Source organism: Burkholderia sp. RF2-non_BP3 (assembly GCF_001522185.1).
Classification (GTDB): domain Bacteria; phylum Pseudomonadota; class Gammaproteobacteria; order Burkholderiales; family Burkholderiaceae; genus Burkholderia; species Burkholderia diffusa.
In genome coordinates, this window is record NZ_LOSU01000070.1 from 181,733 (window position 1) to 197,210 (window position 15,478).

The 15,478-nt window shown below is 65.6% G+C and carries 17 protein-coding genes; 6 read left to right on the forward strand and 11 right to left on the reverse strand.

The genetic code is table 11. From position 1 onward, the window contains the following. Window positions 1-70: 70 nt before the first annotated feature. The 5 genes from WS45_RS34520 to rpoH form a co-directional block, all read right to left on the reverse strand. The gene (locus tag WS45_RS34520) at window positions 71-175 is read right to left on the reverse strand and encodes a cytochrome bd oxidase small subunit, CydX/CbdX family (RefSeq protein ID WP_257140720.1); all 105 of its coding nucleotides are present in this window, start codon (window positions 173-175) and stop codon (window positions 71-73) included. Between the two features lie 72 nt (window positions 176-247). After that, complete coding sequence (gene cydB, locus WS45_RS31550) at window positions 248-1,384, reverse strand: cytochrome d ubiquinol oxidase subunit II (protein WP_059526145.1); 1,137 nt, start codon at window positions 1,382-1,384, stop codon at window positions 248-250. Window positions 1,385-1,415: 31 nt separating this feature from the next. Next, window positions 1,416-2,996, reverse strand: coding sequence for a cytochrome ubiquinol oxidase subunit I (locus tag WS45_RS31555; protein ID WP_059691451.1), 1,581 nt, complete (start codon window positions 2,994-2,996; stop codon window positions 1,416-1,418). Next, a complete protein-coding gene (gene cydP / locus WS45_RS31560) occupies window positions 2,986-3,264 on the reverse strand; it encodes a cytochrome oxidase putative small subunit CydP (protein ID WP_059526138.1) in 279 nt (92 codons plus the stop codon). The genes WS45_RS31555 and cydP overlap by 11 nt, the downstream gene beginning before the upstream one ends. A gap of 328 nt (window positions 3,265-3,592) precedes the next feature. Continuing rightward, a complete protein-coding gene (rpoH, locus tag WS45_RS31565) occupies window positions 3,593-4,528 on the reverse strand; it encodes an RNA polymerase sigma factor RpoH (RefSeq protein ID WP_059691452.1) in 936 nt (311 codons plus the stop codon). Between the two features lie 360 nt (window positions 4,529-4,888). On the opposite strand from rpoH, the gene WS45_RS31570 reads away from it, so the two are divergent. Further along, window positions 4,889-5,458 (forward strand): acyloxyacyl hydrolase, encoded by a 570-nt coding sequence (locus tag WS45_RS31570; RefSeq protein WP_059526132.1) that lies wholly within the window; start codon window positions 4,889-4,891, stop codon window positions 5,456-5,458. A gap of 45 nt (window positions 5,459-5,503) precedes the next feature. Next, entirely contained in the window at window positions 5,504-5,887 is a 384-nt protein-coding gene (locus tag WS45_RS31575) for a nuclear transport factor 2 family protein (protein ID WP_059526129.1), read from the forward strand. Between the two features lie 143 nt (window positions 5,888-6,030). On the opposite strand, the gene leuA is transcribed toward WS45_RS31575, so the two are convergent. Further along, a complete protein-coding gene (gene leuA / locus WS45_RS31580; protein WP_059703341.1) occupies window positions 6,031-7,677 on the reverse strand; it encodes a 2-isopropylmalate synthase in 1,647 nt (548 codons plus the stop codon). A 394-nt stretch (window positions 7,678-8,071) separates the two neighbouring features. Further along, window positions 8,072-9,046: a DNA-binding protein YbiB gene (gene ybiB, locus WS45_RS31585; protein ID WP_059703343.1), complete on the reverse strand. Its 975-nt coding sequence runs from the start codon at window positions 9,044-9,046 to the stop codon at window positions 8,072-8,074. A gap of 183 nt (window positions 9,047-9,229) precedes the next feature. Here ybiB and maiA point away from each other — a divergent pair, with 183 nt between their 5' ends. Beyond that, window positions 9,230-9,874, forward strand: a complete 645-nt coding sequence (gene maiA / locus WS45_RS31590) for a maleylacetoacetate isomerase (RefSeq protein ID WP_059703345.1) — start codon at window positions 9,230-9,232, stop codon at window positions 9,872-9,874. A gap of 94 nt (window positions 9,875-9,968) precedes the next feature. On the opposite strand, the gene ftsY is transcribed toward maiA, so the two are convergent. Continuing rightward, window positions 9,969-11,129: a signal recognition particle-docking protein FtsY gene (gene ftsY, locus WS45_RS31595; protein WP_059526120.1), complete on the reverse strand. Its 1,161-nt coding sequence runs from the start codon at window positions 11,127-11,129 to the stop codon at window positions 9,969-9,971. 202 nt (window positions 11,130-11,331) lie between these two features. Here ftsY and rsmD point away from each other — a divergent pair, with 202 nt between their 5' ends. The 3 genes from rsmD (at window position 11,332) to WS45_RS31610 (ending at window position 12,881) form a co-directional block, all read left to right on the forward strand. Further along, window positions 11,332-11,946, forward strand: coding sequence for a 16S rRNA (guanine(966)-N(2))-methyltransferase RsmD (gene rsmD, locus WS45_RS31600; protein ID WP_059703347.1), 615 nt, complete (start codon window positions 11,332-11,334; stop codon window positions 11,944-11,946). Window positions 11,947-12,057: 111 nt separating this feature from the next. Further along, window positions 12,058-12,555, forward strand: coding sequence for a pantetheine-phosphate adenylyltransferase (gene coaD / locus WS45_RS31605; RefSeq protein WP_006398238.1), 498 nt, complete (start codon window positions 12,058-12,060; stop codon window positions 12,553-12,555). Window positions 12,556-12,614: 59 nt separating this feature from the next. After that, window positions 12,615-12,881 (forward strand): YfhL family 4Fe-4S dicluster ferredoxin, encoded by a 267-nt coding sequence (locus tag WS45_RS31610; RefSeq protein ID WP_059703349.1) that lies wholly within the window; start codon window positions 12,615-12,617, stop codon window positions 12,879-12,881. A 64-nt stretch (window positions 12,882-12,945) separates the two neighbouring features. Here the strand turns inward: WS45_RS31610 and hisC are convergent, their stop codons facing one another. From hisC to WS45_RS31625, 3 genes are all read right to left on the reverse strand, one after another. Beyond that, complete coding sequence (gene hisC, locus WS45_RS31615; RefSeq protein WP_059703351.1) at window positions 12,946-14,013, reverse strand: histidinol-phosphate transaminase; 1,068 nt, start codon at window positions 14,011-14,013, stop codon at window positions 12,946-12,948. A gap of 129 nt (window positions 14,014-14,142) precedes the next feature. Further along, window positions 14,143-14,742: an aminoacyl-tRNA hydrolase gene (gene pth, locus WS45_RS31620; protein ID WP_059526108.1), complete on the reverse strand. Its 600-nt coding sequence runs from the start codon at window positions 14,740-14,742 to the stop codon at window positions 14,143-14,145. A 120-nt stretch (window positions 14,743-14,862) separates the two neighbouring features. After that, on the reverse strand, window positions 14,863-15,471 hold the full coding sequence (locus WS45_RS31625) for a 50S ribosomal protein L25/general stress protein Ctc (protein ID WP_059526288.1): 609 nt from the start codon (window positions 15,469-15,471) through the stop codon (window positions 14,863-14,865). Window positions 15,472-15,478: the final 7 nt, after the last annotated feature.

Sequence of the window (15,478 nt, forward strand, 5' to 3'; positions counted from 1 at the left end):
AAAAAACCTCGCGTGACGCGAGGTTCGTTCCGGACGGGAGGGGCGGTGCGAGCCGCCTTCCCGCGTGCGATCAGCCGCGGCGTGCGCGCACCGGCGCTTCCTGCGGCTTCTGCCGCGCTTCGAGCCACATCGCGTTGACGATGCCGAACGACAGCGCGACGCCGATACCGAGAATCCAGCTGAAATACTACATGATCCGACTCCTTGCGAAACGGTGGGCAGGGGCGCGTGCGCGCCCCGGCCGGGTTCAATACATCGAGTGCTTGTTCTCTTCGAGCGACTGATGCGTGACCTTGCCGCGCATCACGCGGTACACCCAGCTCGTGTAGAGCAGGACGATCGGCAGGAACACGATCACCGCGAACAGCATCACCTGCAGCGTCATGTGGCTCGACGTCGAGTCCCACACGGTCAGGCTGCTGCGCGGGTCGAGCGACGACGGCATGATGAACGGGAACATCGAGAAGCCCGCGGTCAGGATCACGCCGGTGATCATCAGGCCGGTGCAGAAGAACGCCGTCTTTTCCTGCTTCGAGCCGGCGAGCAGCAGCGCGAGCAGGCCGCCCGCGATCCCGACGACGGGTGCCGCGATCATCCACGGATACTCGCCGTAATTCGCGAGCCACAGGCCCGAGCCGGCGGCGACGTCCTTGAGCAGCGGGTTCGCGACCGTATCGGTCGGCGCGGCGTGCGTGATGTGGAAGCCGCCGATGGTCGACGCGATCAGCACGCCGGCCAGCACGAACAGCACGACCGCGAGGAGCGCCGACACGCGCAGCGCGATCGACGCGCGGCGTGCGATCACGCCGTCGGTCTTCATCTTGATGAACGCGGCGCCGTGCGCGACGAGCATCGTGAGGCTGACGAGCCCGCAGAGCAGCGCGAACGGGTTCAGCAACGCCCAGAAGCCGCCGTAGTAGGTCACGCGCAGGTCGCTGTCGAACTTGAACGGCACGCCCTGCAGCAGGTTGCCGAACGCGACGCCGAACACCAGCGCCGGCACGAAGCCGCCGACGAACAGGCCCCAGTCCCAGCCGGCGCGCCAGCGCGGGTCGGGCCGCTTGCTGCGATAGTCGAATCCGACCGGCCGGAAGAACAGCGCGAACAGCACGAGCAGCATCGCGAAGTAGAAGCCGGAGAACGACGCGGCATAGACGAGCGGCCAGGCGGCGAACATCGCGCCGCCGGCCGTGATCAGCCACACCTGGTTGCCTTCCCACGTCGCGCCGACCGTGTTGACGATGATGCGGCGTTCCTCGTCGGTCTTGCCGAGGAACGGCAGCAGCGCGGTCGCGCCCATGTCGAAGCCGTCGGTGACGGCGAAGCCGATCAGCAGCACGCCGACGAGCAGCCACCAGATCAGCTTGAGAGTTGCATAGTCCATAGCGATTCCTTGTTCGGTTTCAGGTGCGCGCTCAGGCCGACGCGTGCTCGCCGGCGGCCGCCAGCTCGTGGTGATAGCGGCCGGTATGCAGCGAGGACGGGCCGAGACGCGCGTACTTGAACATCAGCTTGATCTCGATGACGAACAGTGCCGTGTAGAACGCGATGAAACCGGCGAGGCTCAGGTACAGGTCCGTCGACGTCAGGCTGGACGCGGACAGATGCGTCGGCAGGATGCCCGCGATCGTCCACGGCTGGCGGCCGAGCTCGGCGACGACCCAGCCGAATTCCGCGGCGAGCCACGGCAGCGGGATCGCCCACACTGCATAGCGCAGGAACCAGCGACGGTTGTCCTGCAGCAACTGCCGGCGCGCGCAGAACCAGAACGCGGCGACGAAGGTCGCGAGGAACAGGAAGCCGAGGAACACCATGATCCGGAACGAGAAGAACACGGGCGCGACCGGCGGGATTGTCTTCTTCGCGGCGGCCTTGATCTGCTCCGGCGTCGCATCGACCACGTTCGGCGTGAACTGCTTGAGCATCAGCCCGTAGCCGAGATACTGCTTGTGCTGATCGAACAGCGCGCGGGTCGCGTCGCTCTTGTCGCCTTCCTTGATCTTCTGCAAGGCGCCGTACGCGACCATCCCGCTCTGGATGTGTTCCTCGCTGTGCTTCGCGAGCTCGCGCAGGCCGATCACCGGTTCGTCGATCGAGCGTGTCGCGATCAGGCCGAGCGCGTACGGGATCTTGATCGCGTAGTCGGTGCGCTCTTCCTTCTGGTTCGGGATGCCGATCAGCGTGAACGATGCGGGTGCCGGCTGGGTTTCCCATTCCGATTCGATCGCGGCGAGCTTCATCTTCTGCACTTCGCCGGTCGTGTAGCCCGATTCGTCGCCGAGCACGATCACGCAGAGCGTCGACGCGAGACCGAAGCCTGCCGCGACCGCGAACGAGCGCAGCGCGAAGTCGGTGTCGCGCTTCTTCAGCAGATACCACGACGAGATGCCGAGCACGAACATCGCGGCCGTCACGTAGCCGGCCGACACGGTGTGCACGAACTTCACCTGGGCGACCGGGTTGAACAGCACGTCGAACAGGTTCGTCAGCTCCATGCGCATCGTCTGATAGTTGAACTCGGCGCCGACCGGATTGTTCATCCAGCCGTTCGCGACGAGGATCCAGAGCGCGGACAGGTTCGAACCCAGCGCGACGAGGAACGTGACCAGCAGGTGCTTGACCTTCGACAGGCGGTTCCAGCCGAAGAAGAACAGGCCGACGAACGTCGATTCGAGGAAGAACGCCATCAGGCCTTCGACCGCGAGCGGCACGCCGAAGATGTCGCCGACGTAGTGCGAGTAGTACGACCAGTTCGTGCCGAACTGGAATTCGAGCGTGATGCCGGTCGTCACGCCCATCGCGAAGTTGATCCCGAACAACTTGCCCCAGAACTGGGTCATGTCCTTATAGACCTGTTTGCCGGTCATCACGTAGACGGCTTCCATGATGACGAGCAGCCAGGACAGGCCGAGCGTCAGCGGCACGAACAGGAAGTGGTAGAGCGCCGTGATGCCGAACTGCAGACGCGACAGATCGACGACTTCGCTACTTATCATGGTGGTCTCCCTCGGTAGATGCAGGCGCCGGCACCGAGAGCAGCTTCTCGGCGACGACGGCAGGCGGCAGCGACATGTGCTTGGCCTGCGGATGATTGAAGAATGCGTATTTGAGCGACATCAGGAGGATCAGCTTGACGATCACCACCAGCGTGATGTCGCGCATGAGGGTCGGCCCGCGCGCCCACGCGGCGATGCGTGCGCGCCAGCCGAGCGTGCCGGCGGCCTGCGGGGGAGGCGGCGCAGGCTCTTTATTGATCGAGATCAAGGCGATTATCCTGAATCGATTTACGTGGGTTTTGGGGCGACTCTACGTCGGATTTATGACGGCAGTTAAGCTGTTTTAATCCTTTTAAGCCGACATGCCAATTTTAAAATGCCGGCTTTCCGATGCCGAGTGTTGCGCTGCGGCAGACCGTCGCGAAGCACGTGTCGAGACTTGATGCAGATCAAGGTTATGCGGAAGGGGGCGGAATTCGCTCGATACCCGATCAATAAGGTCGATTAATACGGGGTGATCGAGGCCAAAACATAGACGAAAAAAAACCGCTGCCGGGTGGGCAGCGGTTTTGGGTAAAGCGCTCTAAATCGCGGAGTTACGCGTATTCGGCGAGTGCCGTGCGCATCTTCTTCATGGCGCTCGCTTCGATCTGGCGGATGCGTTCCGCCGATACGCCGAACTCGGCCGCGAGATCGTGCAGCGTCGAGCCGCCCGAGCCGTCGTCGTCGACGTTCAGCCAGCGCGCCTCGATGATCCGGCGGCTGCGCGCGTCGAGTGCCTCGAGCGCCTGCGCGATGCCGTCCGTCTGCAGCATGTCGCGCTGACGCGCGGCGAGCACGGCGGTCGGCTCGTTGTGCGAATCGGCCAGATAGGCGATCGGTGCGTACGACTCCTCGCCGTCTTCCACTTGGCCCTCGAGCGCGATGTCGCCGCCCGACAGACGCGTCTCCATCTCGGTCACGTCTTCGCGCTTGACGTTGAGCTCCTGCGCGAGGCCGTCGATTTCCTCGGGCGTCATCGCCTGCATGCTCTTCTTGTGGCTGCGCAGGTTGAAGAACAGCTTGCGCTGGGCCTTCGTCGTCGCGACCTTCACCATCCGCCAGTTGCGCAGGATGTACTCATGGATCTCGGCCTTGATCCAGTGGATCGCATACGACACCAGGCGCACGTTTTGCGCCGGGTCGAAACGTTTCACAGCCTTCATCAGGCCGATGTTGCCTTCCTGGATCAGGTCGCCGTGCGGCAGGCCGTAGCCGAGGTAATTGCGCGCGATCGACACGACGAGCCGCAGGTGCGACAGCACGAGGCGGCGTGCCGAGTCGAGGTTGTTGTCTTCGCGGAATTCGGTCGCGTACTGGCGTTCCTCTTCGGCGGTCAGGAGCGGGATCCGGTTGACGGCCTGGATGTACGCGTCGATGTTGCCGAGCTGGCCCGACAACATCGATTGAGTCGCGAGCGCCAGCGAGCCTGCCGATTCGGCCTTGGCCGGCGTCGGGCTCAGGGTGTTCGGAAGGGTCAGGGCGTGGCTCACTAAAAACTCCTTTGGAATCAGGGACAAACCCCTGGTCTCGGATGAGATTCCGGGGCCCATCTTAGCACTCCCGTAATCCGAGTGCTAATTACTTAGAGGGGGTGCGGGCATCCAAGTTCCCGGTTCTCTATCGAACTTGTCGAGTCGATAGTCTAATTTGCGACCGGACTGGCCGGTGGAAGTTCCGTAAGTTGTTGTTTCTGATAGTAATCAGTAGACGGTTTCGATTTTTGTAGTTTTGGAAGCAAACAATTTCGCTTCGTGATGCCGATTCGAAAAGTCCTTTACCATACCATTCAGTTCGCTCGGGCCCGGCCGCTGCGGCAAGGCTCCATTCAACCCACGAAGTTGGAGTGTCTGATGAACAATAAGAAGAATTGCCGGCCCCGTAGTCGGCTTGCGCTGCATGCGCTGCTGGCGGCGTCGCTGCTGGGCGGATCGGGTGCCGCGTTCGCGGATCGATGGGGAATCCAGGCGGGCGGCGGATTTTCCGATCGCCACGGGATCGACAAGGCCGATCTCGGCGTCGTGTGGGATCCGGGCTGGAACTGGTGGGAAATCGGCGGCTGGCACTTCGCGTTCGTGATGGAAGGCCACGCCGGCTACTGGCACACGGGAGGCAATGTTCACGGCAGCATCGGCGAATTCGGTGCGACGCCGATGTTCCGCTTCATCAAGAGCGCGGGCCAGGTGCGGCCGTTCATCGAGGCCGGCGCCGGCATCCGCTTCCTGACGTCCCCGACGATCTCCAACAAACTGTCGCTGGCGACGTCGTTCCAGTTCGTGGACGTCGTCGGCGTCGGCGCGCAGTTCGGAGAACGGCAACAGTATCAGCTCGGCTACCGTTTTCAACATGTGTCTAACGCGGGTATCAAAGAGCCGAATCCTGGTATAAATTTCCACCAGTTCTACGTGCAGTACAACTTCTGATCCGCACGCCCGCGCACGGCGGGCGCGTTGCCGAGGAGTCAGGCGATGGCGAAGGTGGTCGATGCGATTCGCGCGCTCGAGCGCGATCGGTTCCGGGCGATGGTCGACGGGGACGGCGAGGCGCTCGAGGCGCAATTGTCGGACAAGGTGTTCTTCGTGCACACCAACGGCAAACGCGAAACCAAGCAGCAGTTCATCGACGCCATCGTCGCCGGCCGCCGCCGCTATCGTCAGATCGAAATCCAGTCGCAGGACCTGCTGCCCGTCGGCGACGCAACCTGCGTCGTCACCGGGCGCGCACTGATCGAGATGGAAACGAACAACGGCGGGCTGGTGTTTCCGATCGCCTATACCGCCGTCCATACCCATGAGCAGGGGCAGTGGCGCCTGCTGGCGTGGCAGGCGACGCGGTGCGCGACCGAGACATGAGCGCGCGTGGCGCTCCTTTTCGTGTCCCGACCGAGGCGGCCTTCTGGGCCGCTTTTCATTGCCCGTGCGACGCGGATTGCGCGGCGCACGGGCGGTCACGCACCGCTCGCTGACGTTCGAACCCTGAAACGAAAATCTGCCGATCAGGCTGCCGCACGGCGGTCGGCGCACTGCCAGGCCGAGCGGTTGATCGCGCTGACGACCGCGTCGAGCGCGGCGCTTGCCGCATCGGCGTGCACGCCGACGCCATGCCGCAGCGGTGCATCGCCGACCCGGCAGCCGACCGATACCGCAATTCGTCCGTCCGTCGTGCGCGCGTGTTCGCACGAGGCGACGTCGATCGTCGCGCCGGCCGCCGTCGCGAAGGCCGCGGCCGTGCGTTGCACGACGTTTTCGGGTGTCGCGCCGGCCGGCGGCGCGCCCGCGATGTCGCGGTTCTGCCAGCGTGCGGCGTCGCCGTGGCGCGCGGCCGGGCCGTCGGTCTCGAAGAATTCGCGGGCGAACAGCGCGCAGATCGCGTCGCCGGTCACTTCCTCGCCGGACGTGTCGGCGAGCGTCTGCACCGCGTGGCTGAATTCGATCTGCACGCGCCGCGTCGGCGTGAAGCCCATCCCGCGTTCGAGCAGGAACGTCGCGCCGCCCTTGCCGGACTGGCTGTTCACGCGAATGACCGCGTCATAGCTGCGACCGAGGTCGGCGGGGTCGATCGGCAGATACGGCACTTCCCACACCGCGTCGGGGCGCTGCTGCGCAAAGCCCTTGCGGATCGCATCCTGGTGCGAGCCCGAGAACGCGGTGAACACGAGGTCGCCCGCGTACGGATGACGCGGATGCACCGGAATCTGGTTGCAGCGCTCGACTACGCGGCGCACCGCGTCGATGTCGGAAAAATCGAGGCCCGGATCGATGCCCTGCGTATAGAGGTTCAGCGCGAGCGTGACGAGATCGACGTTGCCGGTGCGCTCGCCGTTGCCGAACAGGCAGCCTTCGATGCGGTCGGCGCCCGCGAGCAGCGCGAGTTCCGCGGCCGCGACCGCGGTGCCGCGATCGTTGTGCGGATGCACGGACAGCACGATGCTGTCGCGATACGCGAGGTTGCGGTCCATCCACTCGATCTGGTCGGCGAACACGTTCGGGCTCGCGGCTTCGACGGTCGCCGGCAGGTTGACGATCATCTTGTGATCGCGGGTCGGCCGCCACGCCTGCGCGACCGCGTCGCACACTTCGCGCGCGAACGTCAGCTCGGTCATGCTGAAGGTTTCCGGCGAGTACTGGTAGGTCCAGTGCGTGTCGGGGCGGGCCGCCGCGTGTTCCTTGATGAGTCGCGTGCCCTCGACCGCGAGCGCCTTCACGTCGTCCTTCGACATCCCGAACACGATGCGCCGGAACGACGGGCAGATCGCGTTGTACAGGTGCACGATCGCGCGCGGCACGCCTTCGAGCGCATCGAAGGTGCGCGCGATCAGGTCTTCGCGCGACTGCACGAGCACTTCGATCGTCACATCGTCGGGAATGCGCTTGTCGTCGATCAGCTTGCGGACGAAATCGAAGTCGGTTTGCGACGCCGACGGAAAACCGACTTCGATCTCCTTGAAACCGATCGCGACCAGCATGTCGAAGAATTCCAGCTTCTGTTCGATGCTCATCGGCTCGATCAGCGACTGGTTGCCGTCGCGCAGGTCGGTGCTCATCCAGACCGGCGCACGCTCGATGGTGCGGGTCGGCCAGCGGCGGCCATTGATGCGGACGGGCTCGAACGGACGGTACTTGTCTTGCGGGTTGCGCTTCATCTTCTGGACCTCGGGTCTCAAGTCGCGAGCGAAGACGGGCGGCATGGGCGACGGGTGGCGCTGCCTCGCACCGTGGCGCGGCAAACGCGCTGCGGATGCGGATGATCTTCGCGAATCGGCCGACGGATGGACGGACGAATGCTGACGACTTCGGGTTGTAAAAACTGCGAGAAGGGTGCTGCGAGGAACTGCAGGGAGGGACCGTGCGGACAGCACACGGCGCTAAGACAGCCTTAGGCTAGTCGTAGCGATAGCGACCGCGCTAGGCGGCCGGAGGTAATTCGGAGGGTGTTCGGAAAGGAACGCATGGCGACAACTCTATGCCAGGATGCGTGCGCGTGTCAAATGGTCGGTTGAAAGGCCGGTGCGGCGGCGTGCCGGCCCGGGATGCCGGTCACGGTGCGAGCCGGGCGATTCGTACGATCGTCTCGACCTGCCGCGCAAGCGCGTCGGGTACCGGAATTTCGCCGCGCAACACGGCGTCCGTCCACGCGGCCGTGGTTGCCGCGTCGCGCGATTCGGGCAGCGCGACGGGCGGCGCGTCGCTCGACGAGCGCTCGGGCTCGATCATCGTGTCGCATACGCCGTCGTGCAGCCAGTCGACCTGCACCTGACGCCGCGTGTCGGCCACCGCTTCGCCTTCCGTGCCGCGCGCGAGCAGCGCGCCGCCGAGTGCGGCGTCCGGATGATCGCGGAACAGTTGCGCGAGGCTGTCGCGGTACGGCGGATGCGTGTAGTTGACGAGCCGCAACCCGGCCGGCGCGAACGGCTGCAGGATCTTCACGAGCGTGTGCGTCGAGTTGCGCACGCCGAGCACGCCGCGCAGCGACAGCAGACGCGCGATGCGCGGCGCCAGCGCGGCGATGGGCGCGAACGCGACGCGGCGTTCCGCGAGCATGTCCTCGATCGCGTCGTGCGACGTCGATGGCGGGATCGACAGCGCCGAGAAGATCTCCGCGCTCGTCACGCGGCCCGGATCGCGCTCGACACCGTGCACGAGCACCGGCACGCCTTCGCGCGCGAGCAGCAGTGCGAGCAGCGGCACCAGGTTCGGCTGCTTGCGCGCGCCGTTGTAGCTCGGGATCGACACCGGGCGGAACGCGGCGTCCTGCACGTGCACGGGTTCGAACGACGCCTGCGCGGCGGCGAGCATCGCGGCCAGTTCGTCGGCGCTTTCACCCTTCAGACGATAGGCGATCAGGATCGCGCCGAGTTCGAGGTCCGACACGCGCGCGTCGAGCATCGCGCGATAAAGCTCGAACGTGTCTTCGGCGGACAGCGCGCGTGCGCCGTGCGGGCCGCGGCCGATTTCCTTGATGAAGCGGGCGCAAGGGAACGGCGAGGCTGCGGGGTCGAGGGAAGCGGTCATCGGGGCGTGGGGCGGGCGGCTGGCATCGGGCCGCGCGGTGAGCGGTAAGGAATGCCCCGAGTATCGCACGGGCGCGGCTGCGCGCGCCGACGCGGCGCGGCGCGCTAAACTCGGGTTCCCGGCGGTGCCGCGTGCGCCGCGGACGCCGTCGCCGGCCGAATACGAATTCCAGAGAGACATCCCATGAAGCTCTACAGCTATTTCCGCAGTTCCGCGTCGTACCGCGTGCGGATCGCCCTGAACCTGAAGCAGCTGCCGTACGACACGGTTCCCGTGCACATGCTGCGCGACGGCGGCGAGCAATTGAAGGACGCCTACCGCGCGGTGAATCCGGATGCGGTCGTGCCGACGCTGATCGACGGCGATGCCACGCTGCAGCAGTCGCTCGCGATCATCGAATATCTCGAGGAAACGCATCCCGAACCGGCGCTGTTGCCGACGCAGCCGGTCGACCGCGCGTATGTGCGGGCGATCGCGCTGCAGGTGGCGTGCGAGATCCATCCGCTGAACAACCTGCGCGTGCTCAAGTACCTGAAGCACACGCTGAAGGTGTCGGAGGAAGCGAAGAACGACTGGTACCGGCACTGGATCGAGGCGGGTTTCGCATCGCTCGAGACGCGCCTCGCGAACGATCCGCGCACCGGCAAGCTGTGCTTCGGCGACACGCCGACGCTCGCCGATATCTGCATCGTGCCGCAGGTGTTCAACGCGAACCGTTTCTCGATCGACACGACGCGCTTTCCGACGATCCAGCGGATCGCCGATCATGCGTCGACGCTCGACGCGTTCAAGGCCGCCGAGCCCGGCGTGCAGCCCGACGCCGAATGACGTCGCGCGGCTGTCAGCCACCGGCTGACGGCTTCCGGACGCGCATCAAAAAAGGGCGCCCGAAGGCGCCCCGTGCGGTGCGGGCCGGCGACGTTCAGCCGAGCAGCGCGTCCGCGAATTCCACTGCGCTGAACGGCTGCAGATCCTCGACCTTCTCGCCGACGCCGATGAAGTAGACGGGCACCGGGCGCTGCCGTGCGATTGCGGCGAGAATGCCGCCCTTCGCGGTGCCGTCGAGCTTCGTGACGATCAGGCCTGTGAGGCCGAGCGCATCGTCGAATGCCTTCACCTGCGTGAGCGCGTTCTGGCCCGTGTTCGCGTCGATCACGAGCAGCACCTCGTGCGGCGCGCCATCGTGTGCCTTCGAGATCACGCGCTTCACCTTCTTCAGCTCTTCCATCAGGTGCAGCTGCGTCGGCAGGCGGCCGGCCGTGTCGGCCATCATCACGTCGATCCTGCGCGCGCGCGCGGCGCTGACCGCGTCGAAGATCACCGCGGCCGGGTCGCCGCTTTCCTGCTGGACGACCGTCACGTTGTTGCGCTCACCCCAGACCGCCAGTTGTTCGCGCGCGGCTGCGCGGAACGTGTCGCCCGCGGCCAGCAGCACCGACTGGTCGAAGCTCTGCAGGTGCTTCGCGAGCTTGCCGATGCTGGTGGTCTTGCCTGCGCCGTTCACGCCCGTGATCATCATCACGAGCGGCTGCGCGCGGCCGAGCATCAGCGATTTCTCGAGCGGTTTCAGCAGTTCGACGAGCAGGTCGTGCAGCGCGCCCTTCACCTGCTGCGGATCGGTCAGCCGACCCGCGCGCACCTTCTCGCGCAGCGCGCCGAGCAGGTACTCGGTCGCATCGACGCCGGCGTCGGCCATCAGCAGCGCGGCTTCGAGCTCTTCGTACAAGTCCTCGTCGATCTTCGTGTTGACGAACACGCCGGTAATGCTCGAGCCCGTCTTCGCGAGGCCCGACTTCAGGCGCGCGAGCCACGATTTCTTCGCGGAGGCGTCCTGCGTCGGCGGCGGCACGATCTCGACCGCTTCGACGACTTCGTCGCTGCCGTCGTTGGTCGGCGTGACCGTCATCACGACAGCCGGCGCGGCCGGCTGCGGTTGCGCGGGCGCTGGCGGCGCTTCGATCGCCTGGCGCGCGTCGGCGGCGGGCGAGTCGGACGGTTCGTCCGGTTGCGGCGCATCGATCGATTGCGATTCCGCGGAGTCGGGCTCCTGCGTTTTCTTGAACCGTTTGAAGAAGCTGAACATGGTCTGACGTCGGGAAGAGGGCGGGGCGCCGCCAGGGCGGAGCGCCGGAGGGGCCGTCATGCGTGCGCACGGCGGCCGAAACCCTGCATTTTATCAGTGCGGCGGCCCACTCGCGTCAGCCGGTGCCGCCGCTGTGGTAACGTGCGCCTGTTTGGCGGTGCGCCCTCCCGCGCACCCGGTCCCCCCGTCGTCGATATTCCGTATGTCCCGTTCCTCTTCCGGCCGCCCGACGGCCCCCCCTGGTCGCGGCAAGCCGCACACGATCCGCATCATCGGCGGTGACTGGAAGCGCACGCCGCTCGCCGTGCTCGATCTCGACGGCCTGCGGCCGACGCCCGATCGCGTGCGCGAGACGCTGTTCAACTGGCTCGGCCAGGATCTCGAAGGCCGGCGCTGCCTCGACCTGTTCGCGGGCACCGGCGCGCTCGGATTCGAGGCTGCGTCGCGCGGCGCGACGAGCGTCGTGATGGTCGAGCGCCACCCGCGCGCGGCGCAGCAGCTGCGCGCGATCAAGGACAAGCTCGGTGCACGCTCGGTCGAGGTCGCGGAAGCCGACGCGCTGCGGCTCGCTGCCGGGCTGACCCCGGGCGCGTTCGACGTCGTGTTCCTCGATCCGCCGTTCGGTGAGCCGGCCGTGCTCGATCGCTCGATTGCGCTGGCGGCGCCGCTCGTCGCGCCGGATGGCGCGCTGTACGTCGAGACGGGCGCGGAGCTCGACCCGGCCGCGCACGAAGCGCTGGCCGGTTGGCAGGTGGTGAAGCACGGCAAGGCGGGTGCGGTTCACTATCATTTGCTGCGGCGCGAAAATGATGAATAATGCGCGTTCCATACGAGGCGGCGCACCGCAAAGGCGACGCATGCCCATCTCGGCAGTGGCGTGCGCGTCGCACGGCTGCCACCCCGTTTGCGTGATGACAGGAGGAGCGACATGGTAGTCGCCGTGTATCCCGGTACGTTCGATCCGCTGACGCGCGGGCACGAAGACCTCGTGCGGCGTGCGTCGAGCATTTTTGATACGCTGGTGGTCGGTGTTGCCGACAGCCGCGCGAAGAAGCCGTTTTTCTCGCTGGAAGAACGTCTGAAGATTGCGAACGAGGTGCTCGGCCATTATCCGAACGTGAAGGTGATGGGGTTCAAGGGCCTGTTGAAGGACTTCGTCCGCACCAACAACGCGCGCGTGATCGTGCGCGGCCTGCGTGCCGTGTCCGATTTCGAATATGAGTTCCAGATGGCGGGGATGAACCGCTATCTGCTGCCCGACGTCGAGACGATGTTCATGACGCCGTCCGATCAGTATCAGTTCATCTCGGGGACGATCGTGCGCGAAATCGCGCAGTTGGGCGGCGATGTCAGCAAGTTCGTGTTTCCGTCCGTGGAGAAGTGGCTGACCGAGAAAGTCGCCGCGATGGGAGGCCCGGCCGCGTGACGCGGCGCCGGCCGGTTTCATCGCGAAGCCGGCCGCCGGCCTGAAGAAGTGAGATCAGTATGTCTTTGATGATTACCGACGAGTGCATCAATTGCGACGTGTGCGAGCCAGAGTGCCCGAACGGCGCGATTTCGATGGGCCCGGATATCTACGTGATCGACCCCAACAAGTGCACCGAATGCGTCGGCCATTTCGACGAACCGCAGTGCCAGCAGGTGTGTCCGGTCGAGTGCATTCCGCGCGATCCGCAGCACGACGAATCACATGCGCAGTTGATGGCGAAGTATCACGCGTTGACTGCCGCGAAAAGCAACGACGCGCAGTGACGCGCGCGCGTCGCGAATTGCTTGGCCGGCGCCGCCTGGCGCCGGTTCCACTTCTCCCTTCGCTTCAGCCGATCAGGTCGCGCAATGCCGCGACGAGCATGTCGCACTCGGCGTCGGTGCCGATGGTGATGCGCAAATGCTGGTCGATGCGTGGCGCCCGGAAGTGCCGTACGAAAATTTCCCGATCCTTCAGCTTTGCCGCGATCGTGCCCGCATCGTGCGCGGGATGGCGCGCGAACACGAAATTCGCGGCCGACGGCACGACGTCGAAACCGAGTGCCTCCAGCGCGTGCGTGAGCCGCACACGGCTGTCGATCACGCGTCGGCAGGTCGCACCGAAGTAGTCGGTGTCTTCGTATGCCGCCTGCGCGGCGACCTGCGCGAGCCGGTCGAGCGGATAGGAATTGAAGCTGTCCTTCACACGATTCAGTGCGTCGATCAACGCGGCATCGCCGAACGCGAAGCCGACGCGCATGCCCGCGAGCGAGCGCGCCTTCGACGTCGTGTGCACGACGAGCAGGTTCGGATGGCGGTCGATCAGCGTGATCGCGGATTGCGCGCCGAAATCGACGTACGCCTCGTCGATCAGCACGACCGACGACGGGTTTGCGGCCGCGATCCGTTCGATGTCCGCGAGCGGCAGCGCGCGCCCGGTCGGCGCGTTCGGATTCGGAAACAGCACGCCACCCGCATCGTCGAGATAGTCTTCGACACGGATCGAAAAATCGTCCGCGAGCGGCACGACCGTAGTCTCTACACCGTACAGGCGCGCGTAGGTCGGGTAGAAGCTGTACGAGATGTCGGGAAAGCGCAGCGGCCGGTCATGCTTGAGCAGTGCCTGGAACGCATGCGCCAGCACTTCGTCGGAGCCGTTGCCGGCGAAGACCTGCTCGGGCTTGATGCGATGATGGGCCGCGACCGTCTCGCGCAGTGCGCGCGCGAGCGGGTCGGGATAGCGGCGCAGCGTGTCGCCGGTGTCGCCGAGTTCGCGTGCGATCGCCGCGACGACGCGCGGCGAAGGCGGATAGGGATTCTCGTTGGTGTTCAGCTTGACGGGGTGTGCGAGCGCGGGCTGTTCGCCCGGCACGTAAGGCACGAGTTGCTCAACGACGTCGCTCCAGTAACGGCTCACCGCTTGGCTCCTGACGGGCAAAAACGATCAGATTACCGCATGTGGACGCTGCGGTGCGCGATTGCGCACGACGGAGATACCGCCCGGCGCAGCCGGACGGCACGTCGCACCATGCCGGTGCGGTGGGAGTCAGTTGCGATGCAGTTGCATCGTCGCGCGGTCGAGTTCGCCTTTGACGACCATCGGCATCACGGCGAGCGCGCGCTCGATCGATGCGTCGATCACGTCCTGCTCCTCGCGGCGCGGCGGCTTCAGCACGAAGTTCGCGACGTCGGGCTTTGCGCCGGCGCGCGCGCCTTCCGGGATCAGGTCGCGCGGATGGCCGATGCCGATGCGCAGGCGCCAGTACTGCTGCGATGACAGATGCGCGGTGATGTCCTTCAGGCCGTTGTGACCGCCGCTGCCGCCGCCGAGCTTCAGCTTCACCGTGCCGGGCGGCAGATCGAGTTCGTCGTGTGCGACGAGGATCTGGTCGGGCAGGATCTTGAAGAAACTCGCGAGCGCGACGACCGACTGGCCGGAGCGGTTCATGTAGGTTTGCGGCTGGAGCAGGTGGACTTCCTCGCCGTGCAGGCGCGCTTTCGCGTAGAAGCCATGGAAGCGGCGCTCGTCGCGCAGCGTCGCGCCGGCTTCGCGGGCGAGCTGGTCGATCAGCCAGAAGCCGGCGTTGTGGCGCGTCGCAGTATATTCCGCCCCGGGATTGCCGAGGCCGACGATCAGTTTGATCATGACGTTTCGTAGGCGGCAGCGCCCGCCTGGGCGCAGAAAAAGAAAAACCCGCCGGGCAAGCCGCGGCGGGTTGCGTCGACCGTTTCTTGAAACGGATCGAACGGGCGCGTAGGCGGCCGCTTAGGCAGCCGGCGTTTCGCCTTCGCCTGCTGCGTCCGACACGGCGCCAGCCGGGACCGTCGCCGAGGCGACAACCGGGTTTTCCGCGTCGACGTGCGCGACCAGCGTCACGCCCTTCGGCAGTGCGATGTCCTTCGCGTGCAGCGACTGACCTGCTTCGATCTTCGACAGATCGACTTCGAGGAATTCCGGCAGAGCCGACGGCAGGCACTCGACTTCGATTTCCGTCGCGACGTGCGAGACGATGGCGCTCGACAGCTTCACTGCCGGGCTGACTTCAGCGTTCAGGAAGTGCAGCGGCACCTTCGTGTGCAGCTTCTTCTTCGCGTCGACGCGCTGGAAGTCCACGTGCAGCACGAGTTGCTTGAACGGGTGGTATTGCACGTCGCGCAGCAGAACCTGTTGCGACTGGCCAGCCACTTCGAGGTCGAGGATTGACGAGTGGAAGGCTTCCTTCTTCAGCGCGTGCCACAGCGCGTTGTGATCGAGTTCGATCTTTTGCGGGGCTGCTTCGCCACCGTAGACGATACCCGTGGTCTTACCGGCGTTGCGCAGGCGGCGGCTCGCACCCGTACCTTGCTCTTGGCGCTCGAAAGCGACGACTTTCATGTGATTC

Bases quoted from the DNA above. Each gene is read 5' to 3' on its own strand.
- cydB (WP_059526145.1), bottom strand. From the start codon at position 1,384: ATGGACTATGCAACTCTCAAGCTGATCTGGTGGCTGCTCGTCGGCGTG.
- WS45_RS31555 (WP_059691451.1), bottom strand. From the start codon at position 2,996: ATGATAAGTAGCGAAGTCGTCGATCTGTCGCGTCTGCAGTTCGGCATC.
- WS45_RS31570 (WP_059526132.1), top strand. From the start codon at position 4,889: ATGAACAATAAGAAGAATTGCCGGCCCCGTAGTCGGCTTGCGCTGCAT.
- WS45_RS31575 (WP_059526129.1), top strand. From the start codon at position 5,504: ATGGCGAAGGTGGTCGATGCGATTCGCGCGCTCGAGCGCGATCGGTTC.
- leuA (WP_059703341.1), bottom strand. From the start codon at position 7,677: ATGAAGCGCAACCCGCAAGACAAGTACCGTCCGTTCGAGCCCGTCCGC.
- ybiB (WP_059703343.1), bottom strand. From the start codon at position 9,046: ATGACCGCTTCCCTCGACCCCGCAGCCTCGCCGTTCCCTTGCGCCCGC.
- maiA (WP_059703345.1), top strand. From the start codon at position 9,230: ATGAAGCTCTACAGCTATTTCCGCAGTTCCGCGTCGTACCGCGTGCGG.
- ftsY (WP_059526120.1), bottom strand. From the start codon at position 11,129: ATGTTCAGCTTCTTCAAACGGTTCAAGAAAACGCAGGAGCCCGACTCC.
- rsmD (WP_059703347.1), top strand. From the start codon at position 11,332: ATGTCCCGTTCCTCTTCCGGCCGCCCGACGGCCCCCCCTGGTCGCGGC.
- coaD (WP_006398238.1), top strand. From the start codon at position 12,058: ATGGTAGTCGCCGTGTATCCCGGTACGTTCGATCCGCTGACGCGCGGG.
- WS45_RS31610 (WP_059703349.1), top strand. From the start codon at position 12,615: ATGTCTTTGATGATTACCGACGAGTGCATCAATTGCGACGTGTGCGAG.
- pth (WP_059526108.1), bottom strand. From the start codon at position 14,742: ATGATCAAACTGATCGTCGGCCTCGGCAATCCCGGGGCGGAATATACT.
- WS45_RS31625 (WP_059526288.1), bottom strand. From the start codon at position 15,471: ATGAAAGTCGTCGCTTTCGAGCGCCAAGAGCAAGGTACGGGTGCGAGC.